The organism is Propionicimonas paludicola, assembly GCF_002563675.1.
Classification (GTDB): domain Bacteria; phylum Actinomycetota; class Actinomycetes; order Propionibacteriales; family Propionibacteriaceae; genus Propionicimonas; species Propionicimonas paludicola.
This window is the reverse complement of the sequence record NZ_PDJC01000001.1, coordinates 506,008-522,031: the sequence shown is the minus strand read 5'-3', so window position 1 is coordinate 522,031 and position 16,024 is coordinate 506,008. Positions and strand designations below refer to the sequence as shown.

General features: G+C 69.2%; 14 protein-coding genes and 1 tRNA gene. 3 read left to right on the top strand and 12 right to left on the bottom strand.

Annotated elements, in window-relative coordinates; all coding sequences use genetic code 11:
• Positions 1–50: 50 nt before the first annotated feature.
• Together ATK74_RS02400 and ATK74_RS02395 are read left to right on the top strand one after the other, a co-directional pair.
• Positions 51–1,262, top strand: coding sequence for a sensor histidine kinase (locus tag ATK74_RS02400; protein WP_143483529.1), 1,212 nt, complete (start codon positions 51–53; stop codon positions 1,260–1,262).
• 18 nt (positions 1,263–1,280) lie between these two features.
• Positions 1,281–1,940, top strand: coding sequence for a response regulator (locus ATK74_RS02395; RefSeq protein WP_098459543.1), 660 nt, complete (start codon positions 1,281–1,283; stop codon positions 1,938–1,940).
• Here the strand turns inward: ATK74_RS02395 and ATK74_RS02390 are convergent.
• The 7 genes from ATK74_RS02390 to ATK74_RS02360 all read right to left on the bottom strand — a co-directional run bounded on the left by ATK74_RS02390 (position 1,937) and on the right by ATK74_RS02360 (position 10,519).
• Positions 1,937–2,722 carry a DUF4118 domain-containing protein gene (locus tag ATK74_RS02390; RefSeq protein ID WP_098459542.1) on the bottom strand — a complete coding sequence of 262 codons (786 nt, stop codon included), beginning with the start codon at positions 2,720–2,722 and terminating at the stop codon, positions 1,937–1,939. The genes ATK74_RS02395 and ATK74_RS02390 overlap by 4 nt on opposite strands.
• Positions 2,723–2,794: 72 nt before the next feature.
• On the bottom strand, positions 2,795–3,475 hold the full coding sequence (locus ATK74_RS02385; RefSeq protein ID WP_098459541.1) for a response regulator: 681 nt from the start codon (positions 3,473–3,475) through the stop codon (positions 2,795–2,797).
• A complete protein-coding gene (locus ATK74_RS02380) occupies positions 3,472–5,985 on the bottom strand; it encodes an ATP-binding protein (RefSeq protein ID WP_098459540.1) in 2,514 nt (837 codons plus the stop codon). The genes ATK74_RS02385 and ATK74_RS02380 overlap by 4 nt, the downstream gene beginning before the upstream one ends.
• Before the next feature lie 13 nt (positions 5,986–5,998).
• On the bottom strand, positions 5,999–6,565 hold the full coding sequence (gene kdpC, locus ATK74_RS02375; protein ID WP_245840623.1) for a potassium-transporting ATPase subunit KdpC: 567 nt from the start codon (positions 6,563–6,565) through the stop codon (positions 5,999–6,001).
• Positions 6,566–8,563, bottom strand: a complete 1,998-nt coding sequence (gene kdpB, locus ATK74_RS02370; protein ID WP_281255388.1) for a potassium-transporting ATPase subunit KdpB — start codon at positions 8,561–8,563, stop codon at positions 6,566–6,568.
• Between the two features lie 53 nt (positions 8,564–8,616).
• Complete coding sequence (gene kdpA / locus ATK74_RS02365; protein ID WP_098461909.1) at positions 8,617–10,248, bottom strand: potassium-transporting ATPase subunit KdpA; 1,632 nt, start codon at positions 10,246–10,248, stop codon at positions 8,617–8,619.
• Between the two features lie 189 nt (positions 10,249–10,437).
• Positions 10,438–10,519: transfer RNA gene (locus tag ATK74_RS02360), tRNA-Leu, on the bottom strand.
• Between the two features lie 170 nt (positions 10,520–10,689).
• Between ATK74_RS02360 and ATK74_RS02355 the strand changes: the two genes are divergently transcribed.
• Positions 10,690–11,814, top strand: a complete 1,125-nt coding sequence (locus tag ATK74_RS02355) for a N(5)-(carboxyethyl)ornithine synthase (RefSeq protein WP_098459539.1) — start codon at positions 10,690–10,692, stop codon at positions 11,812–11,814.
• Here ATK74_RS02355 and ATK74_RS02350 read toward each other — a convergent pair.
• Genes ATK74_RS02350 through rph form a run of 5 tightly spaced genes read right to left on the bottom strand, consistent with a single transcriptional unit; the run spans position 11,811 to position 15,788 of the window.
• Positions 11,811–13,142, bottom strand: a complete 1,332-nt coding sequence (locus ATK74_RS02350; protein WP_098459538.1) for a DNA polymerase IV — start codon at positions 13,140–13,142, stop codon at positions 11,811–11,813. The two genes, ATK74_RS02355 and ATK74_RS02350, sit on opposite strands and share 4 nt — an antisense overlap.
• A gap of 10 nt (positions 13,143–13,152) precedes the next feature.
• Positions 13,153–13,644 (bottom strand): dihydrofolate reductase, encoded by a 492-nt coding sequence (locus ATK74_RS02345; RefSeq protein ID WP_098461907.1) that lies wholly within the window; start codon positions 13,642–13,644, stop codon positions 13,153–13,155.
• A 19-nt stretch (positions 13,645–13,663) separates the two neighbouring features.
• Positions 13,664–14,458 (bottom strand): thymidylate synthase, encoded by a 795-nt coding sequence (locus tag ATK74_RS02340; RefSeq protein WP_098459537.1) that lies wholly within the window; start codon positions 14,456–14,458, stop codon positions 13,664–13,666.
• Positions 14,455–15,066: an RdgB/HAM1 family non-canonical purine NTP pyrophosphatase gene (rdgB, locus tag ATK74_RS02335; RefSeq protein WP_098459536.1), complete on the bottom strand. Its 612-nt coding sequence runs from the start codon at positions 15,064–15,066 to the stop codon at positions 14,455–14,457. The genes ATK74_RS02340 and rdgB overlap by 4 nt, the downstream gene beginning before the upstream one ends.
• The gene (rph, locus tag ATK74_RS02330) at positions 15,063–15,788 is read right to left on the bottom strand and encodes a ribonuclease PH (protein ID WP_098459535.1); all 726 of its coding nucleotides are present in this window, start codon (positions 15,786–15,788) and stop codon (positions 15,063–15,065) included. Before rph ends, rdgB begins: the two co-directional genes overlap by 4 nt.
• Positions 15,789–16,024: the final 236 nt, after the last annotated feature.

Sequence of the window (16,024 nt, the reverse complement as noted above, 5' to 3'; positions counted from 1 at the left end):
TAGTGCCCGGGCTGCTGTCCGGCGTCGTCGGCGCGGCTAGGGTGGCCATCGTGAGCGATCCGAGCCAGCAGGACGTCCGGGTCATCCTGACGCCACCGCGCAACCCACTGCGGATGCTGATCAGCCCGCTCGGCTGGCGGGCCGTCTTGTACTGCGCGACCGCGATCGCGGTCGGGTTGTCGGCACTCCTGGCCGCCGTCGTCGGCTTCTTCATGCTGCCGTTGGTGGCCTGGGCGACTGCGAACGTCGAACGGGCGCGGGTGATGGTGCTCGGGCTGCCCCGGCTGACCCCACTGCCCCGCTCCGGCGTGCGGCATCCGTGGGACACCCAAGGTTTCGGTGAAGGCAACCTGGCCGTGTGGGGGCTCACCGTCTTGTTCGGACTGCTGGACCTGATCCCCGGCCTGATCCTCAGCGCGTTGGTGCTGGGCACCGGCCAATGGGCCTGGCACCGGGTCAACACGTTCAGCCTGACCATGGACACCGTCTGGGCGATCACCTCCTTCCTGGTGATCCTGGTGATCGGCCTCTACATCGGCTGGGCGCTGGCCGCCGCCCAGGCCACGCTGGTCGACCAGCAGCTGCGCCCCTACTCCGAGCTCAACCGCAAGGTGGACGAGCTGCGCGAGTCCCGCCGGGAGCTGGTGGACGTGTTCGCCCAGGAGCGGCGCCGGATCGAGCGAGACCTGCACGACGGCGCCCAGCAGCATCTGGTGCTGCTCAGCCTGCACTTGGGCGAGGCCGAGTATGCGCTGGATCAGGGCAAGACCGCCGAGGCCAAGCAGGCGTTGGCCGCTGCCCAGAGCTCGGTGGAGGCGGCCATGGTGGCGCTGCGCGAGACCGTCCGCGGCATTCACCCGCAGATTCTGTCCGACCGCGGCCTGGCTGCCGCCGTCCATGAGCTGGCCTCCCGGCAGCCGGTGGCGGTGGACGTGGTGGTCAGCGGCCAGGACGAGCCCGGCGAGGCCGTGGCCCTGGCCGCGTACTACCTGGTCAGCGAGGCATTCACGAATGCGGCCAAGCACTCCCGGGCCACCCGGCTCCGGGTCGAGCTACGGCTCACCGATCCGCTGGAGCTCGAGGTCTTCGACGACGGTGTGGGCGGTGCCCAGGTGGTGGCCGGCCATGGGCTGAGCGGGCTGATGGAGCGAGCCCAGGCGGTCGGCGGCCAATGCTGGCTGACCAGCCCGATCGGCGGACCGACTCATCTGCGCGCGGTCTTCCCGAACCCGGCACCCGAGCTGCCCACTGACCTACGCTGAGCGGGTGGGAGAACGCCGATGAGACTGCTGGTCGCCGATGACGCCGCGCTGATCCGGGCCGGCCTGGTCGGGCTGCTGGAGCGAGCCGGGCACCACGTGGTCGCCGAGGCCGCCGACGCCCCCGAACTGCTCGCCCAGTGCCGCCGACTGGCCACCGGCGACGGGCTGCCCGACCTGGTGATCGCGGACGTCCGGATGCCACCGACCATGACCGATGACGGGCTGCACGCGGCCGTCCAGCTGCGCGCCGAGTACCCGAGCCTGCCGGTGCTGATGCTCAGCCAGTACGTGGCACCGGCCTATGCGTCCACCCTGCTGGAAGGCGGGGCATCCTCGGGGCTGGGCTACCTGCTCAAGGAGCGGGTCGGTCGGGTCGCGGACTTCCTGGCCTCGGTGGAGCTGGTCGCCTCCGGCGGAGTGGTGGTCGACCCCGAGGTGATCAGCCAGCTGCTGAACTCCCGGCGCGGCGACCCGGTGCTGGGTCGGCTCACCCCGCGAGAGCTCGAGGTGCTGTCCCTGATGGCCAACGGGGCGGCCAACCAACAGATCGCCGACAAGCTGGTGATCAGCACTGCGGCGGTAGCCAAGCATGTGGCCAACATCTTCACCAAGATGGGACTGGGCCCTGACGAGGACAATCGTCGCGTTCGCGCGGTGTTGGCCTACCTGAACCGCTAGCTCTGCTGCCCGCCGGCCCGGTGGTTGCGAGCCACCGTGTGCGGCAGTGGCCGTAGCGCCCACTGGGAGGCCAGCAGTACCGCCACCCGCAGCTCTTCGCGACTGGGCCGGGCCGCAGCCGGCAGCTCCACCCGGAAGTAGCCCAACTGAGCGCCCTGCTGAGCGATCGGGATCGCACAGTAGCCGTCGGGCCCGGTCGGCAGCCCGCGCCGAGCCACGTCCACCACCCCGCCATGGCGGCGGAAGGTGCCGTCCGGCTGAATGATCACCGCGCTGGCGTCGTGCTCGCCGCCCACGAAGCTGACCGCATCGGCGCTGAGAATCCGCCGGATGCCGTCCGCCGTGCGCTCCAGCCCGTCCTGCGTGGACACGCTGCCACCGGCCAGGGCGGACGCCTCCAGCGCGTCCTGGACGAAGCCGGACTGCTGGTTGGCCACCATGCTGCGCCGGATCCCCCAGGACGCCAACTCGCTGACCGCCAGGCCCACGGCCAGCAGCAGCACGGCCAACTCGATATCGCCGGGGTCGTCGATCCGCAACTGGAAGTAGGGCTGGGTGAGGAAGAAGTCGAAGCCCAGGGCGGCCGAGGCCGCGGCCAGCACGCCGGCCAGCCGATCCCCGGTGGCGGCAGCGCCGACCACCGCCAAGACCAGGATCAGCGCAGCGGAGGTGTTGGTGATCACGCTGAGGGTGAGCTGCAGCCCACCGGCCACGGCCAGCGGAACCAGGGCCGCCAGCAGGCGGACCCAGCCGAGGTGGCTGCGGAACCAGGAATGTTCCATGCCTCCAGCCAAGCAGTCTGCGGTCGGCGAGGGTAGAGCGTGGCCGTCAAGCTTGCGTAAAGGACTCGGGCCTCAGGAGCCGACCAGCCGGTAGCCCAGCCCCGGTTCGTTGATCAAGAGCCGCGGATGGGCCGGATCCGGCTCGAGCTTGCGGCGCAGCTGGTTGGCGAAGACCCGCAGGTACTGCCATTCGGTCTTGTAGTTGGGCCCCCACACGGCCCGCAGCAGGTCCTGGTGCGAGACAACCCGTCCCTCATGCCGGGCCAGTTCGGCCACCAGGCGCCACTCGGTGGGGGTCAGGTGCACCTCCGTCCCCTCGCGCAGCGCCCGGTTGTTGCCGAAGTCGAGCAGGACGGTGTCGGTCTCGATGGTGGCCGGGACCTCCACCTCGGGTCCGGCCCGGCGCACCGAAGCCCGTACTCGGGCCAGCAGTTCGTCGATGTTGAACGGCTTGCTGACGTAGTCGTCGGCACCTTCGTCGAGGGCTTCGACCTTGTCGTCAGCCTCCTGCCGAGCCGAGAGGACGATGACCGGCACCGCCGAGCGCCGACGCAGCCGGCGCAGCACCTCGACTCCGTCCAGGTCGGGCAGGCCGAGGTCGAGAATGATCAGCTCGGGCTGCTCGGCGTCGAACAGCTCCAGGGCCTGGCCGCCGGTCCCGGCCAGCAACACCTCGTGTCCGCGGGCGCGCAGGTTGATCCGCAACGTCCGCTGCAGCACCGAGTCGTCGTCGACCACCAGGATTCGGGTCATCGTGCGGCCTCCTCTGCTTCCGATCCGGACCTTATGTCGGCCGGCAGCGATACCACCAGGGTCAGCCCACCACCGGGAGTCGGTTCGGCCTCCACCGAGCCACCCATCGCCTCACTCAGCCCGCGGGCCACCGCCAGGCCCAGGCCCAGGCCATCCCCGGCCGGTGCGTCGCCATGGCGCTGGAAGGGCTCGAAGATCCGCTCCTGATCGGCCTGCGGCACCCCGGCCCCCTGATCCGCCACCCGGATCTCAACCCGGTCGGCCACCCGGCTGGCCCGAATCGAGATCGGCGGGCCGGGCGGTTGGTAGCGCAGCGCGTTCTCGGTGATGTTCGCCAGCACTCGCTCCAGCAGCCCGGCGTCGGCGACGGCCACCCGGGCGTCCGGATCCACCTGCCAGGCGAACCGCTGCGGTGCCGACAGCCCGTCCACCATGGCCGGGATCACCTCGCCCAGGTCGATCGGCGTCGGGTGAGCCACCAGGGCGCCGGCCTGCAGCCGGGACAAGTCCAGCAGGTTGCCGATCAGAGCTTCCAGGCGGTCGGCCGACTGCTCGATCACGTCCTTCAGTTCGGCTTCGTCCTCGGCCGACCAAGCCACTTCGGTCGAGCGCAGGCTGCCGATCGCCGCCTTGATCCCGGCCAGTGGGGTGCGCAGATCGTGGGAGACCGCCGAGAGCAGCGCCGTCCGGGCCTGGTTCTCCTTGGCCAACGCCTCGGCCGAAGAGGCCGAGCGGGTCAGCGCCTGGCGCTGCAGGATCGCCCCGGCATGGGCGGCGAAGGCGTCGAACAGGCGACGCTGACCGGCGGCGAGGCCGGGCGGCTGGAGGACGAGCTCGTGGTTGGCGTCGGCGTCCTCATGGTCGGACACGGCCAGCGGATCGAACGGCCCGACCGCGGCGACCACCACCGGCGGGCCGATCGGCGGCCGACTGACGATCGCGGCCGCCTGGACGCCGAACATGTCGACGCTGCGCTGCAGCAGCAGTGGCAACTGGTCGGTGGAGCCGAGCAGGGTGTGGGACAGCTCGGTCAGTGCCGCCGACTCCCGCTGCGCGGCCTGAGCCTGCTCGGTGCGCCAGGCATTGCGATGGACGATCAGGGCCACCAGTACCCCGACCAGGACGAACACCAGCAGGGCCAGTGTGTTCTCCGGGTTGGCGACGGTCAGCGTCCCCACCGGCTGGACGAAGAACCAGTTGAGCAGCAGCGAGGAGACCACCGCGGCCACCACAGCCGGCACCATGCCGCCGATCAGCGCCACCAGCACCGTGGCCAGCAGGAAGATCGGGATGTCCAGGGGAAGATCGGAGGTGAACGGGTCGGCAGCCAGGATCGCGGTCAGAACCGGCGGCAGCAGTACCGCGGTGATCAGTCCGGCGATCAGCCGGGAGCGTCCCAGTCCGCGCCGACGCTTGGCCGCGAAGCCGCGTCCGGCCAGCTTGTGGGTGACCACGTGGACGTCGATATCGCCGGCATCGGCGATGATCCGCTCGGCCAGGCTGTGGCTGAGCAGTCGTCGCCACGGCGCCCGTCCTGAGGTGCCGACCAGGATCTGGGTGGCGTTGACCCCGCGGGCGAACTCGAGCACGGCGTCGGCCGGGTCGTCCCCGGTCACCGCGTGGAACTCGCCCCCGAGTTCCTCGGTCAGAGTGCGCAACTCGGCCACCTGGCTCAGCGGCGCTCCGGCCAGCCCGTCGGTGCGCGAGACCAGCACAGCGAGGAGCTGCCCCCCGGCCAGCCGGGACGCGATCCGCGCCCCGCGGCGCAGCAGCACCTCGCCCTCAGGTCCGCCGCTCAAGGTGACCACGACCCGCTCCCGGGCCGGCCAGGCCTGGGTGATCCCGTGACTGTTGCGGTAACTCTCCAGACCGGCATCGACCTTGTCGGCCAGCCAGAGCAGAGCCAGTTCGCGCAGTGCCGAGAGGTTGCCCAGCCGGAAGTAGTTGGCCAGGGCCGCGTCCACCTTCTCGGGACGGTAGATGTTGCCGTGAGCCATCCGGCGGCGCAGCGCCTCCGGCGCCATGTCCACCAGCTCGATCTGGTCGGCGGCCCGGACCACCTCGTCCGGCACGGTCTCGCGCTGGACCACGCCGGTAATGGCGGTCACCACGTCGTTGAGCGACTCCAGGTGCTGGATGTTCACCGTGGAGATCACGTCGATCCCGGCCGCCAGCAACTCCTCCACGTCCTGCCATCGCTTCTCGTGGGACGAGCCAGGCACATTGGTGTGGGCGAGCTCGTCCACCAGCACGATCTGCGGAGCGCGGGTCAGAATGGCTGCGGTGTCCATCTCTTCGAGGACCGCGCCCTTGTACTCGACTCGCCGGCGCGGCACCACCTCCAGGCCGGCCAGGAACTGGGCGGTGTGCGGCCGGGCGTGCGTCTCGCACAGCCCGACCACCACGTCCGCGCCCCGATCGAGGCGGCGGTGGCCCTCGTCGAGCATCGCGACAGTCTTGCCCACCCCCGGTGCCGCACCGAGGTAGATCCGCAGCCGTCCGCGACCCATGACGCCTACTCTCTCACCGCTGTTCCAGGGCCAGGTTGAGCCGAACCACGTTCACACCGTCCTGGCCGAGGTAGCCCAGCGGGGCCGGCTCGGTGGCGGCGGCGATCAGCCGTTCCAGCTCGTCCGCGCCGATGCCGCGGGCCGCGGCCACTCGAGGTACCTGCCAGCGCGCATAGGCAAGCGAGATGTGCGGATCCAGCCCCGACGCGGACGCGGTCAGCGCATCCTCGGGCACCGGGCCCACTGCGTCCGGGTTGGCCGCGATCAGCGCCTTCTCCCGGGCTGCCCGGGCGTCCTGCTGGGCCGATGAGACCGGCGAGAGGTTGCTGCCCCCCGAGGTCGTCCCGGCGTAGTCGGAGGCGGACGGGCGCGACCAGAACCACTGCGGGCCGGTGAAGGACTGGCCGATCAGACTCGAGCCCACCACCTTGCCGTCGGCCACGATCAGCGAGCCGTTGGCCTGGGCCGGCATGGCCTGGGCGGCCAGGGTGACCACCAGCGGATAGCCGATGCCGAGCAGCACGGTCATCACCAACAAGATCCTGACCGCGGCCAGCGATTGACGAAGGAAGGACATCATTCACCCCAATCCTGGGATCAGGGCCACCACGAGGTCGATCAGCTTGATGCCGATGAACGGCGCGATCACCCCGCCCAGCCCGTAGATAAGGAGGTTTCGGTTGAGCATGGCCGAGGCGCTCATCGGCCGATAGCGGACCCCGCGCAGCGCCAGCGGCACCAGCGCCAGGATCACCAGCGCATTGAAGATGACCGCCGACAGGATCGCCGAGGACGGGCTGTGCAGCCCCATCAGGTTGAGCGCCTGGAGTCCCGGGAAGACGCCGACGAACATGGCCGGGATGATGGCGAAGTACTTGGCCACATCATTGGCGATCGAGAAGGTGGTCAGCGCACCACGGGTGATCAGCAACTGCTTGCCGATCGCCACGATGTCGATCAACTTGGTCGGGTCGGAGTCCAGATCGACCATGTTCCCGGCTTCCTTGGCCGCGGACGTCCCGCTGTTCATGGCCACTCCGACATCGGCCTGCGCCAAGGCGGGAGCGTCGTTGGTGCCGTCCCCGGTCATGGCCACCAGGCGCCCCCCGGACTGCTCGGCCTTGATCAGCGCCATCTTGTCTTCCGGGGTGGCCTCGGCCAGGAAGTCGTCCACGCCGGCTTCGGCGGCGATCGACTTGGCGGTCAGCGGGTTGTCGCCGGTGACCATCACGGTCCGGATCCCCATCGCCCGCAGCTGAGCGAAGCGGTCGGCCATTCCCGGCTTGACCACGTCTTTCAGCTCGATCACACCGAGGGCACGCGGGGTGCCGTCCGCGGTGCGGGCGGCCACCACCAGCGGGGTGGCCCCGGCGGAGGAGACCTGGTCGACGATCCCGGCCAGGTCGGACGCCGTGGCACCACCGCCGTCGCTCACCCACTGCGCCACCGCAGACCCGGCCCCCTTCCGGATCTGGGTGCCGTCAGCCAGGTCGATCCCGGACATCCGGGTCTGCGCCGTGAACGGGACGAAACTGGCCCCGATCGGCGTGACCTCGGTGTGGTCGCCGGGGTCCTCGCCCCGCTCGCCAGCCACGAAGTCGAGGATCGAGCGGCCCTCCGGAGTGAGGTCGGCCAGGGAGGAGTCGCGGGCCGCGGCCAGCAACTCGGCCCGGTCCACCCCGGCCAGCGGGAACACCTGCGAGGCGCGCCGGTTGCCGTAGGTGATCGTCCCGGTCTTGTCCAGCAGCAGCGTGTTCACGTCCCCGGCCGCCTCGACGGCCCGTCCGGACATGGCCAGAACGTTGTGCTGCACCAGGCGATCCATGCCGGCGATCCCGATCGCCGAGAGCAGGGCGCCGATGGTGGTCGGGATCAGGCAGACCAGCAGGGCCACCAGCACCACCAGCGAGAGGTGGTCGCCGGAGTAGATGGCCTGCGGCTGCAAGGCGATCACGGCCAGCAGGAAGATGACGGTCAGGGTCACCAGCAGGATGCCCAGAGCCACCTCGTTGGGCGTCTTCTGCCGGGAGGCGCCCTCGACCAGGGCGATCATCTTGTCGATGAAGGTCTCCCCCGGCTTGGTGGTGATCTGGACCACGATCCGATCGCTCAGCACCGTGGTGCCACCGGTCACTGCACACCGGTCACCGCCGGCTTCCCGGATCACCGGGGCAGACTCGCCGGTGATGGCCGACTCGTCCACGGTGGCGATGCCTTCGACAACGTCCCCGTCGCCGGGGATCAGCTGACCGGCCTCGACCACCACCCGATCGCCGGGTCGCAGGTCGGTGCCGGGAACAGCCTCCTCGGTGCCGTCGGCGGACAGCCGCCGAGCCGTGGTCTGGGTCCTGGTCCGGCGCAGGCTATCGGCCTGCGCCTTGCCGCGGCCTTCAGCGATCGCCTCGGCCAGATTGGCGAACACGATGGTCAGCCACAGCCAGATGGTCACCGAGATCGAGAACAGGCTGGGGTGCAGCACCGACAATACGGTGGTCAGCACCGAGCCGACCCAGACCACGAAGATGACCGGGCTCTTCACCACATAGCGGGGGTCGAGCTTGCGGACGGCCTCCGGCAGCGCCGCCCAAGCCGTAGCCAGCAGGGATTTCGGCTGAGCCGATGCACTCTTGTTCACTGCAATGCCTCCGCAATCGAGCCAAGGGCCAGGGATGGGAAGTAGGTCAGCCCGGTGATGATCACAATCACCAGGACCAGGAAGACCACGAAGCTCAACGAGTGGGTCGGCATGGTCCCCGCAGTCGCCGGACGCCGCTGCTGACGTCCCAGGCCACCGGCCAGGGCCAGCATGGCTGCGATCGGGACGAACCGGCCGGCCAGCATGCACACCGCCAGCGCCACGTTGAGGAAGGGCTGGTCGGCGGACAGACCGGCGAAGGCCGAGCCGTTGTTGTTGGCCGCCGAGGCGAACGCATAGAGCATCTCGGACAGCCCGTGCGGGCCGGTGGTCGACAAGGCGCCGGCCGAGGTCGGCAGGACCAGGGCGATGCCGGTGCCCAGCAGCACCAGGGCCGGGGTGATCAGCATGGCCAACGCGGCCAGGGTGATCTCACGGCGTCCGATCTGCTTGCCGAGCAGTTCGGGGGTGCGTCCGACCATCAGCCCGGCGATGAACACCGCCAACACCACCATCACCAGCATCGAGTACAGGCCGGTGCCGACCCCGCCCGGCGAGAGCTCGCCGAGCATCATGTTCAGCAGGGCCACCCCGCCGGACAGTGGCTGCAGCGACTCGTGCAGGCTGTTCACCGCACCGGTGGACGTGCTGGTGGTGGCCGAGGCGAAGATGGCCGACCAGATCGGGCCGAAGCGCTGCTCCTTGCCCTCCAGGCTGACCGAACTCAGTTCCGACCAGGCCATCAAGGCCATAGCGCCGATCCCGAGGAAGCTCATGGCTCCGACCATGGCCAAGCCCTGCCGGCGATCCTTGACCATGAGTCCGTAGGTGTAGGGCAATGCCGACGGGATGGCCAGCAAGAGCAGGATCTCCAGCAGGTTGCTCACCGGGTTCGGGTTCTCGAAGGGGTGTGCGGAGTTCGCGTTGAAGAAGCCGCCACCGTTGGTGCCGAGCTCCTTGATCGCCTCCTGCGAGCCGACCAGGCCACCCTGAACCACCTGCTGACCGCCGGCGATCGTGGTGATCGTGGTCGGCTCGGTGAGGTTCTGAATCACCCCGGTGGCGATCAGGGCGACCGCGGCCAGCACTGACAGCGGCAGCAGGATCCGCAGCGTCCCCCGGGTCAGGTCGACCCAGAAGTTGCCCAGTCGATCGGTGTGTTCCCTGGCCAGGCCGCGGATCACCGCGATGGCCACGGCCAGTCCGACCGCCGCCGACAGGAAGTTCTGGACGGTCAGGCCGACCGTCTGGACCAGGTAGCCGGTGCCGGCTTCACCGGCATAGGACTGCCAGTTGGTGTTGGTCACGAACGAGACCGCGGTATTGAAGGCCGTGTCGAGGTTCATCGAACGACCCAGCGACCAGGGCAGGAAGCCCTGCAGCAAGATCAGCAGCCACAGGGCACCGATCGACACCGCTGAGAAGGCCAGCACCGACAGCAGGTAGACCGACCACCTCTGCTCGGAGTCGGGATCGACCCCGCTCACCCGATAGACGGCCCGCTCGACGCGAGTGTGCGCCGGTGAGGTGAACACCCGATGGATCCAGCTCCCGAGTGGCACATGGATGGTCGCCAGGACGGCGACGATGGTCGCGATCGATGCGACCGCACTGAGCGTCGTAGGCACGGCGTCCACCTAGAACCAGTCCGGGTGGGCCAGAGCCAACCCCAGGTAGCCGAGCAGCGCCACGGCAAGGACCACAGCGACAAGATCTTCAATCACGAGACCGAGCCTGCCGGGCCCCGGAGGCCCACTGGGACAACCTGACGGCTTCCTAACCGATCTTGACGTTTCCCTTATGCGCCTGGCCCGACGTGCCGGAGAAGGGACTTGAACCCTCACGCCCGAAGGCACAGGAACCTAAATCCTGCGTGTCTGCCAATTCCACCACTCCGGCCGGCGACCCCGTGCAGTCTACTGATCAGATATCGCCACCTCGACCTGCCACCGGCCGCTGGGCCGCTGGGCCGCGGGGCCGCCAGCGACCCGGCTTGGTGCCCCGGGCTAGCCTGGCGAGTAATGGACACTGGAGCAGGGAAGCATCCCGGTGGCCTAACGCTGGGAGTGATGGGCCACTCACGCAAAGAGAACGAGCGCCGGCTCGCCATCGATCCGCGGCATTTGTCTAGGATCCCTGAGCAGCTGCGCCCGCGGGTCTTCGTGGAGCACGACTACGGAGCCGACTTCGGTTTCACCGATCCGGAGCTCGCCGAATGGGTCGGTGGCTTCGGCACTCATGCCGAAATCGTGGCCGGATGCGACGTGATCCTGCAGCCCAAGCCGGTGCTCGACGACATCGCCGAGCTGCGCCCGGGCCAGGTCTTCTGGGGATGGCCGCACTGCGTCCAGGACGCCGAGCTGACCCAGCTGGCCATCGACAAGCGACTCACCCTGATCGCTTTCGAGGCAATGAACCACTGGAACGCCGACGGCTCGTTCTCGCTGCACGTGTTCCACAAGAACAACGAACTGGCCGGCTACAGCTCGGTGCTGCACGCCCTGCAGTTGACCGGCACCGACGGCCACTACGGACGCCGGCTGAACGCTGTGGTGATCGGCTTCGGGGCCACCGCCCGCGGCGCCGTGACCGCCCTCAACGGGCTCGGCATCAACGACGTCGACGTGCTGACCCGCCGCGGCGTCGAGGCCGTGGCCGCACCGATCCATTCGGCGCGGATCGTCCACTTCGACAACGACTTCGGGCTCACCGGACCCGACGACGCTCTCGACAACGGCGATCCGGAGCCGATGGCGGCCTTCCTGGCCGGCCACGACATCATCGTGAACTGCTCGCTGCAGGATCCGAGCTCGCCGATGATCTTCCTCACCGAGGACGATCTGCCGGCCTTGGCCCCGCACACGCTGATCATCGACGTGTCCTGCGACACCGGGATGGGCTTCAGTTGGGCCGAGCCGACCACTTTCGAGGAGCCGATCATCCGGGTCGGCAACGGGATCGCCTACTACGCGGTCGACCACAGCCCGTCCCACCTGTGGGCCTCGGCCACCCTGGAGAACAGCAGCGCACTGCTGCCCTTCCTGGACGTCGTGCTGGGTGGGCCGGACGCCTGGGCGGCCGACAACACCATCACCCGGGCCATCGAGATCCGCGACGGCGTGGTCCAGAACCCGAACATCCTCTCGTTCCAGGGACGCCGTCCGGCCTACCCACACGGCCTGATCGCCAGCTAGGCCGGCTCGGAAGCAGGCTCCGGCTCTGCGGCCGGCAGCGCCCTGGACAGGGCCGGATCGTCAGCCGCGAAGGTCCGCACCGGCCCCGGCCCGGTGGCCGCCGTCTCGAAGCGGACGGTCACCCGACCCAGGCCCGATCCCCAGATCCAGCCCGGCCCGTACTGCTCGTGATAGACATCCGCCCCGGCCGGCCAGCCCGCGCCGCGGCTGGGCACCGGCAGCTCGGTCTCCTCCAGGACGCGTCCGACCTGGGTGGCCTCCAGTTCGAAGAGCGGCTCCTGCGCCACCTGGACCAAGCCGGACACCCCCACCCCGAGCAGCCGGACGCCCTGGCTGACCTCCAGTCCGTCCAGCAACTCCTTGGCGATCTGGGCCACCACGGCCACCCGGTCGGTGGCGCCGTTCAGGGTCCGGGAGCGGCTGACCGACGAGAAGTCTGGCCAGCGCACCTTCACGGTCACGGTCCGGGCGAACAACTCGGCTTTGACCAGGCGATTCACTACCTGCTCCGCGTGCCGCTCGGCGATCCCGGCGAGCAGCGCCGGGTCGGCGATGTCGTGTTCGAAGGTGTCCTCCACCGAGATCGACTTGGTCTCTCGCTCCGGCTCGACCGGACGATCGTCGTCGGCCCAGGACAGCCGGTGCAGGTGCTCGCCCGACGACTTGCCGAGCTCGCGGACCAGCTCGGCCGGACTGAGTTGCTGCAGATCGGCCACCGTGACCACGCCCAGCCGGGAGAGCCGCTCCATGGTGGCCGGCCCGACTCCGGGGATGGCCCGAGCCGGCAACGCGGCGATGGTCTCGACCTCGGTGCCCGGGCTGACCAGCCGGATGCCGTTCGGCTTGGCCAGTTCGCTGGCCACCTTCGCCATGAACTTCGAACTGCCCAGGCCGACCGAGGCGGTCAGGCCGCCGGTCTGTTCGGTGAGCCGGGCGCGCAGGTCGGCGGCCAGGTCGAGCAGCGCCGGGCCGTCCAGCGGACGCTCCACCGCGGCCAGATCGACGAAGGCCTCGTCCAGGCTGAGCGGCTCGACCAGCGGCGACAGCTCACCCAGCAGCCGCATCACGATGGCCGAGGTCTTCCGGTAGGCGTCGAAGCGTCCGGACAGGAAGGCCGCATGCGGGCAGCGCCGCCGGGCTTCGGACATGGCCATGGCCGAGCCCACCCCGAAGGTGCGGGCCTCGTAGGAGGCGGTGGAGACCACGCCGCGCAGGCCGAGCCCGCCGACGATCACCGGCTTGCCGCGCAGCGACGGCTTGTCTCGCTGCTCGACAGCGGCGAAGAAGGCATCCAGGTCGAGATGCAGGATGCTCGCAGTGGCGCGCATCTGAGGCCGATCAGCTGCTGATGCGTCGATAGCCGACGAAGTCGAAGCCGTCGTGCGGCTCCCGCGACACCTCGAGCCACTGTGCAGGATCGATCTGGGGGAAGAAGACCGTCCCCGGCGCCGTGGCGTGCACCTCGGTCAGGTCGAGATTGGTCAGCCGATCCCAGGCCTGGCGATAGATCGTTCCGCCACCGGCCACATAGACCACGCGGTCCAGGCGCAGGGCCGCGTCGATGGCCTCGTCCACCCCGGAGACCGCCATCCCCCGGGCCCGTTCGCCGTCGGGAAGCTCGACCGACTCCGGACGAGTGGTCACCACGATCGTGGTGCGATGCGGCAGCCAACGAGCGATCGCCTCATGGGTGCGTCGGCCCATGATCAGCGGGTGCCCACTGGTGACCCGCTTGAACCGGGCCCAGTCCTCGGGGATCTCGAACGGCTGGTGTGCGCCGTCTCCGATCACGCCGTTGGCGCCGACGATCGCGATCCCAATGAGCTGCACGCTGCGATGGTAGGCCACGTCAGACCGAAATCGGAGCCTTGATCCCCGGGTGCGGGTCGTAGCCGACCACCTCGATGTCGCTCAGCTCGATCGAATCGATGTCGCGGATGGCCGGGTTGAGCACCAGGGTGGGCAGCGGCCGGGGCTCGCGGCTCAGCTGCAACCGGGCCTGGTCGAGGTGGTTCAGGTAGAGGTGGGTGTCGCCGAGCGTGTGGACGAACTCGCCGACCTCCAGCCCGGTGAGCTGGGCGATCAGATGGGTCAGCAGCGCGTAGGAGGCGATGTTGAACGGCACCCCCAGGAAGACGTCCGCAGAGCGCTGGTAGAGCTGGCAGGAGAGCTTCCCGTCGGCCACATAGAACTGGAAGAAGGCGTGGCAGGGCGGCAGCGCCATCTCCGACAGTTGGCCGACATTCCAGGCGCTGACGATGTGCCGGCGGCTGTCCGGGTTGGTCCGGATCGACTCGATGACCGCCTTGATCTGGTCGACGTGGCCGCCGTCCGGAGTCGGCCAGGAGCGCCACTGGTAGCCGTAGATCGGGCCCAGTTCACCGTCCGGGTCGGCCCACTCGTCCCAGATCGAGATGTTGTTCTCGTGCAGCCAGGCGACGTTGGTCGAACCGCGCAGGAACCACAACAGCTCACCGAAGATGCTGCGAGTGTGCAGCTTCTTGGTGGTCAGCAGCGGGAAGCCCTCGGCCAGGTCGAAGCGCATCTGGTGGCCGAAGACGCTGATCGTGCCGGTGCCGGTGCGGTCGGTCTTGGCCACCCCCTCGTCGAGGACGCGCTGCATCAGGTCGAGGTACTGCTTCATGATCCGGCCTCCAACACTTCTCGCAACAGCGGGACGATCGCGCGGACGGCCTGGCCGCGGTGGCTGATGGCGTCCTTCTCGGCCGGGCTGAGCTCGGCATTGGTGACGGTGTTGCCGTCGGCAACGAAGATCGGGTCGTAGCCGAAGCCGTTGCTGCCCCGCGGGACGAGCACCAGGTGGCCGGGCATCACGCCGCGGACCAGGTGTTCGGTGCCGTCCGGGGTGACCAGGGCCATGGCGCAGACGAACTGCGCGGTGCGATCGGCCTCCTCGGTGTCGGTCAACTGGGCGATCAGCAGGTCGAGATTGGCCTTGTCGGTAGCGTTCGGCCCGGACCAGCGGGCCGAACGGACGCCCGGCATCCCGTTGAGCAGATCGACCGCGATCCCCGAGTCATCGGCCACCGCGATCTGCCCGGTGGCCGCCACCGCAGCCCGAGCCTTGATCAGCGCATTGCCCTCGAAGGTGCGCTCGGTCTCGGCCGGCTCCGGGTAGGCCGGCAGCTCGTCCAGACCCTTGACCTCGGCGTCGATGCCGGCCGCGGCCAGCACCCGATGCAGCTCGGCGGCCTTCTTGGCGTTGTGGGTGGCGACGACGACGATGCTCATCGAGCCAGTGCCTCCTGCTGGAGCCGGGTCAGGTCGGCGCACCCGGCCAAGCCGAGGTCGAGCAGCTGGTTGAGCACGTCGCGGCTGAACGGCTTGCCTTCGGCGGTGCCCTGCACCTCGATCAGCTCGCCGGTGCCGGTGGCCACCACGTTCAGATCGACTTCGGCCCGGGAGTCCTCCTCGTAGGGCAGATCCAGGCGCACTTCGCCGTCGATCACTCCCACCGAGATGGCCGCCACCGAGCCGATCAACGGCTCGCCGGCCAGCGAGCCACGGGCTCGCAGCCAGGAGACCGCATCGGCCAGCGCCACGTAGGCGCCGGTGATCGAGGCGGTCCGGGTGCCGCCGTCGGCTTGCAGGACGTCACAGTCCAAGACGATGGTGTTCTCGCCAAGGGCCTTGTAGTCGATGACGGCGCGCAGGCTGCGTCCCACCAACCGGCTGATCTCGTGGGTGCGGCCACCGATCCGGCCCTTGACCGACTCGCGGTCGCTACGGGAGTGAGTGGCTCGGGGCAGCATGGCGTACTCGGCGGTGACCCAGCCCAGGCCGCTGCCCTTGCGCCAACGCGGGACGCCCTCGGTCACCGAGGCGGCCACCAGGACCCGCGTGGCCCCGAACTCGACCAGCACCGAGCCCTCCGCGTGATCGAGCCAGTTCCGGGTGATCCGGACCTCTCGAAGTTGGTCGGCTGAACGTCCATCGGCTCTGGTTGCAGGCATGGCATCAGCCTAGCGAGGGCTCCGGACACCACCGGATACCGGCTCTAGGTATTCTCTCGACAACGCGGGGTTGCCAGGTCGCATACCCCCTGGGGTATGCTCGTCACATCCAATCAAACGAGGAGTGAGTGCGAAATGTGTAGTCCGGTCACCTGCAGGGTTTGCGGCAAGACCACCTGGTCCGGCTGTGGCCAGCACGTAGCCCAGGTCAAGGCCATGGTCCCAGCCAGCCAGTG

What these genes read in the sequence shown, in the direction of transcription:
- ATK74_RS02395 (WP_098459543.1), top strand. Translation starts at nt 1,281, where the DNA reads ATGAGACTGCTGGTCGCCGATGACGCCGCGCTGATCCGGGCCGGCCTG.
- ATK74_RS02390 (WP_098459542.1), bottom strand. Translation starts at nt 2,722, where the DNA reads ATGGAACATTCCTGGTTCCGCAGCCACCTCGGCTGGGTCCGCCTGCTG.
- ATK74_RS02385 (WP_098459541.1), bottom strand. Translation starts at nt 3,475, where the DNA reads ATGACCCGAATCCTGGTGGTCGACGACGACTCGGTGCTGCAGCGGACG.
- ATK74_RS02380 (WP_098459540.1), bottom strand. Translation starts at nt 5,985, where the DNA reads ATGGGTCGCGGACGGCTGCGGATCTACCTCGGTGCGGCACCGGGGGTG.
- kdpC (WP_245840623.1), bottom strand. Translation starts at nt 6,565, where the DNA reads ATGATGTCCTTCCTTCGTCAATCGCTGGCCGCGGTCAGGATCTTGTTG.
- ATK74_RS02355 (WP_098459539.1), top strand. Translation starts at nt 10,690, where the DNA reads ATGGGCCACTCACGCAAAGAGAACGAGCGCCGGCTCGCCATCGATCCG.
- ATK74_RS02350 (WP_098459538.1), bottom strand. Translation starts at nt 13,142, where the DNA reads ATGCGCGCCACTGCGAGCATCCTGCATCTCGACCTGGATGCCTTCTTC.
- ATK74_RS02340 (WP_098459537.1), bottom strand. Translation starts at nt 14,458, where the DNA reads ATGAAGCAGTACCTCGACCTGATGCAGCGCGTCCTCGACGAGGGGGTG.
- rdgB (WP_098459536.1), bottom strand. Translation starts at nt 15,066, where the DNA reads ATGAGCATCGTCGTCGTCGCCACCCACAACGCCAAGAAGGCCGCCGAG.
- rph (WP_098459535.1), bottom strand. Translation starts at nt 15,788, where the DNA reads ATGCCTGCAACCAGAGCCGATGGACGTTCAGCCGACCAACTTCGAGAG.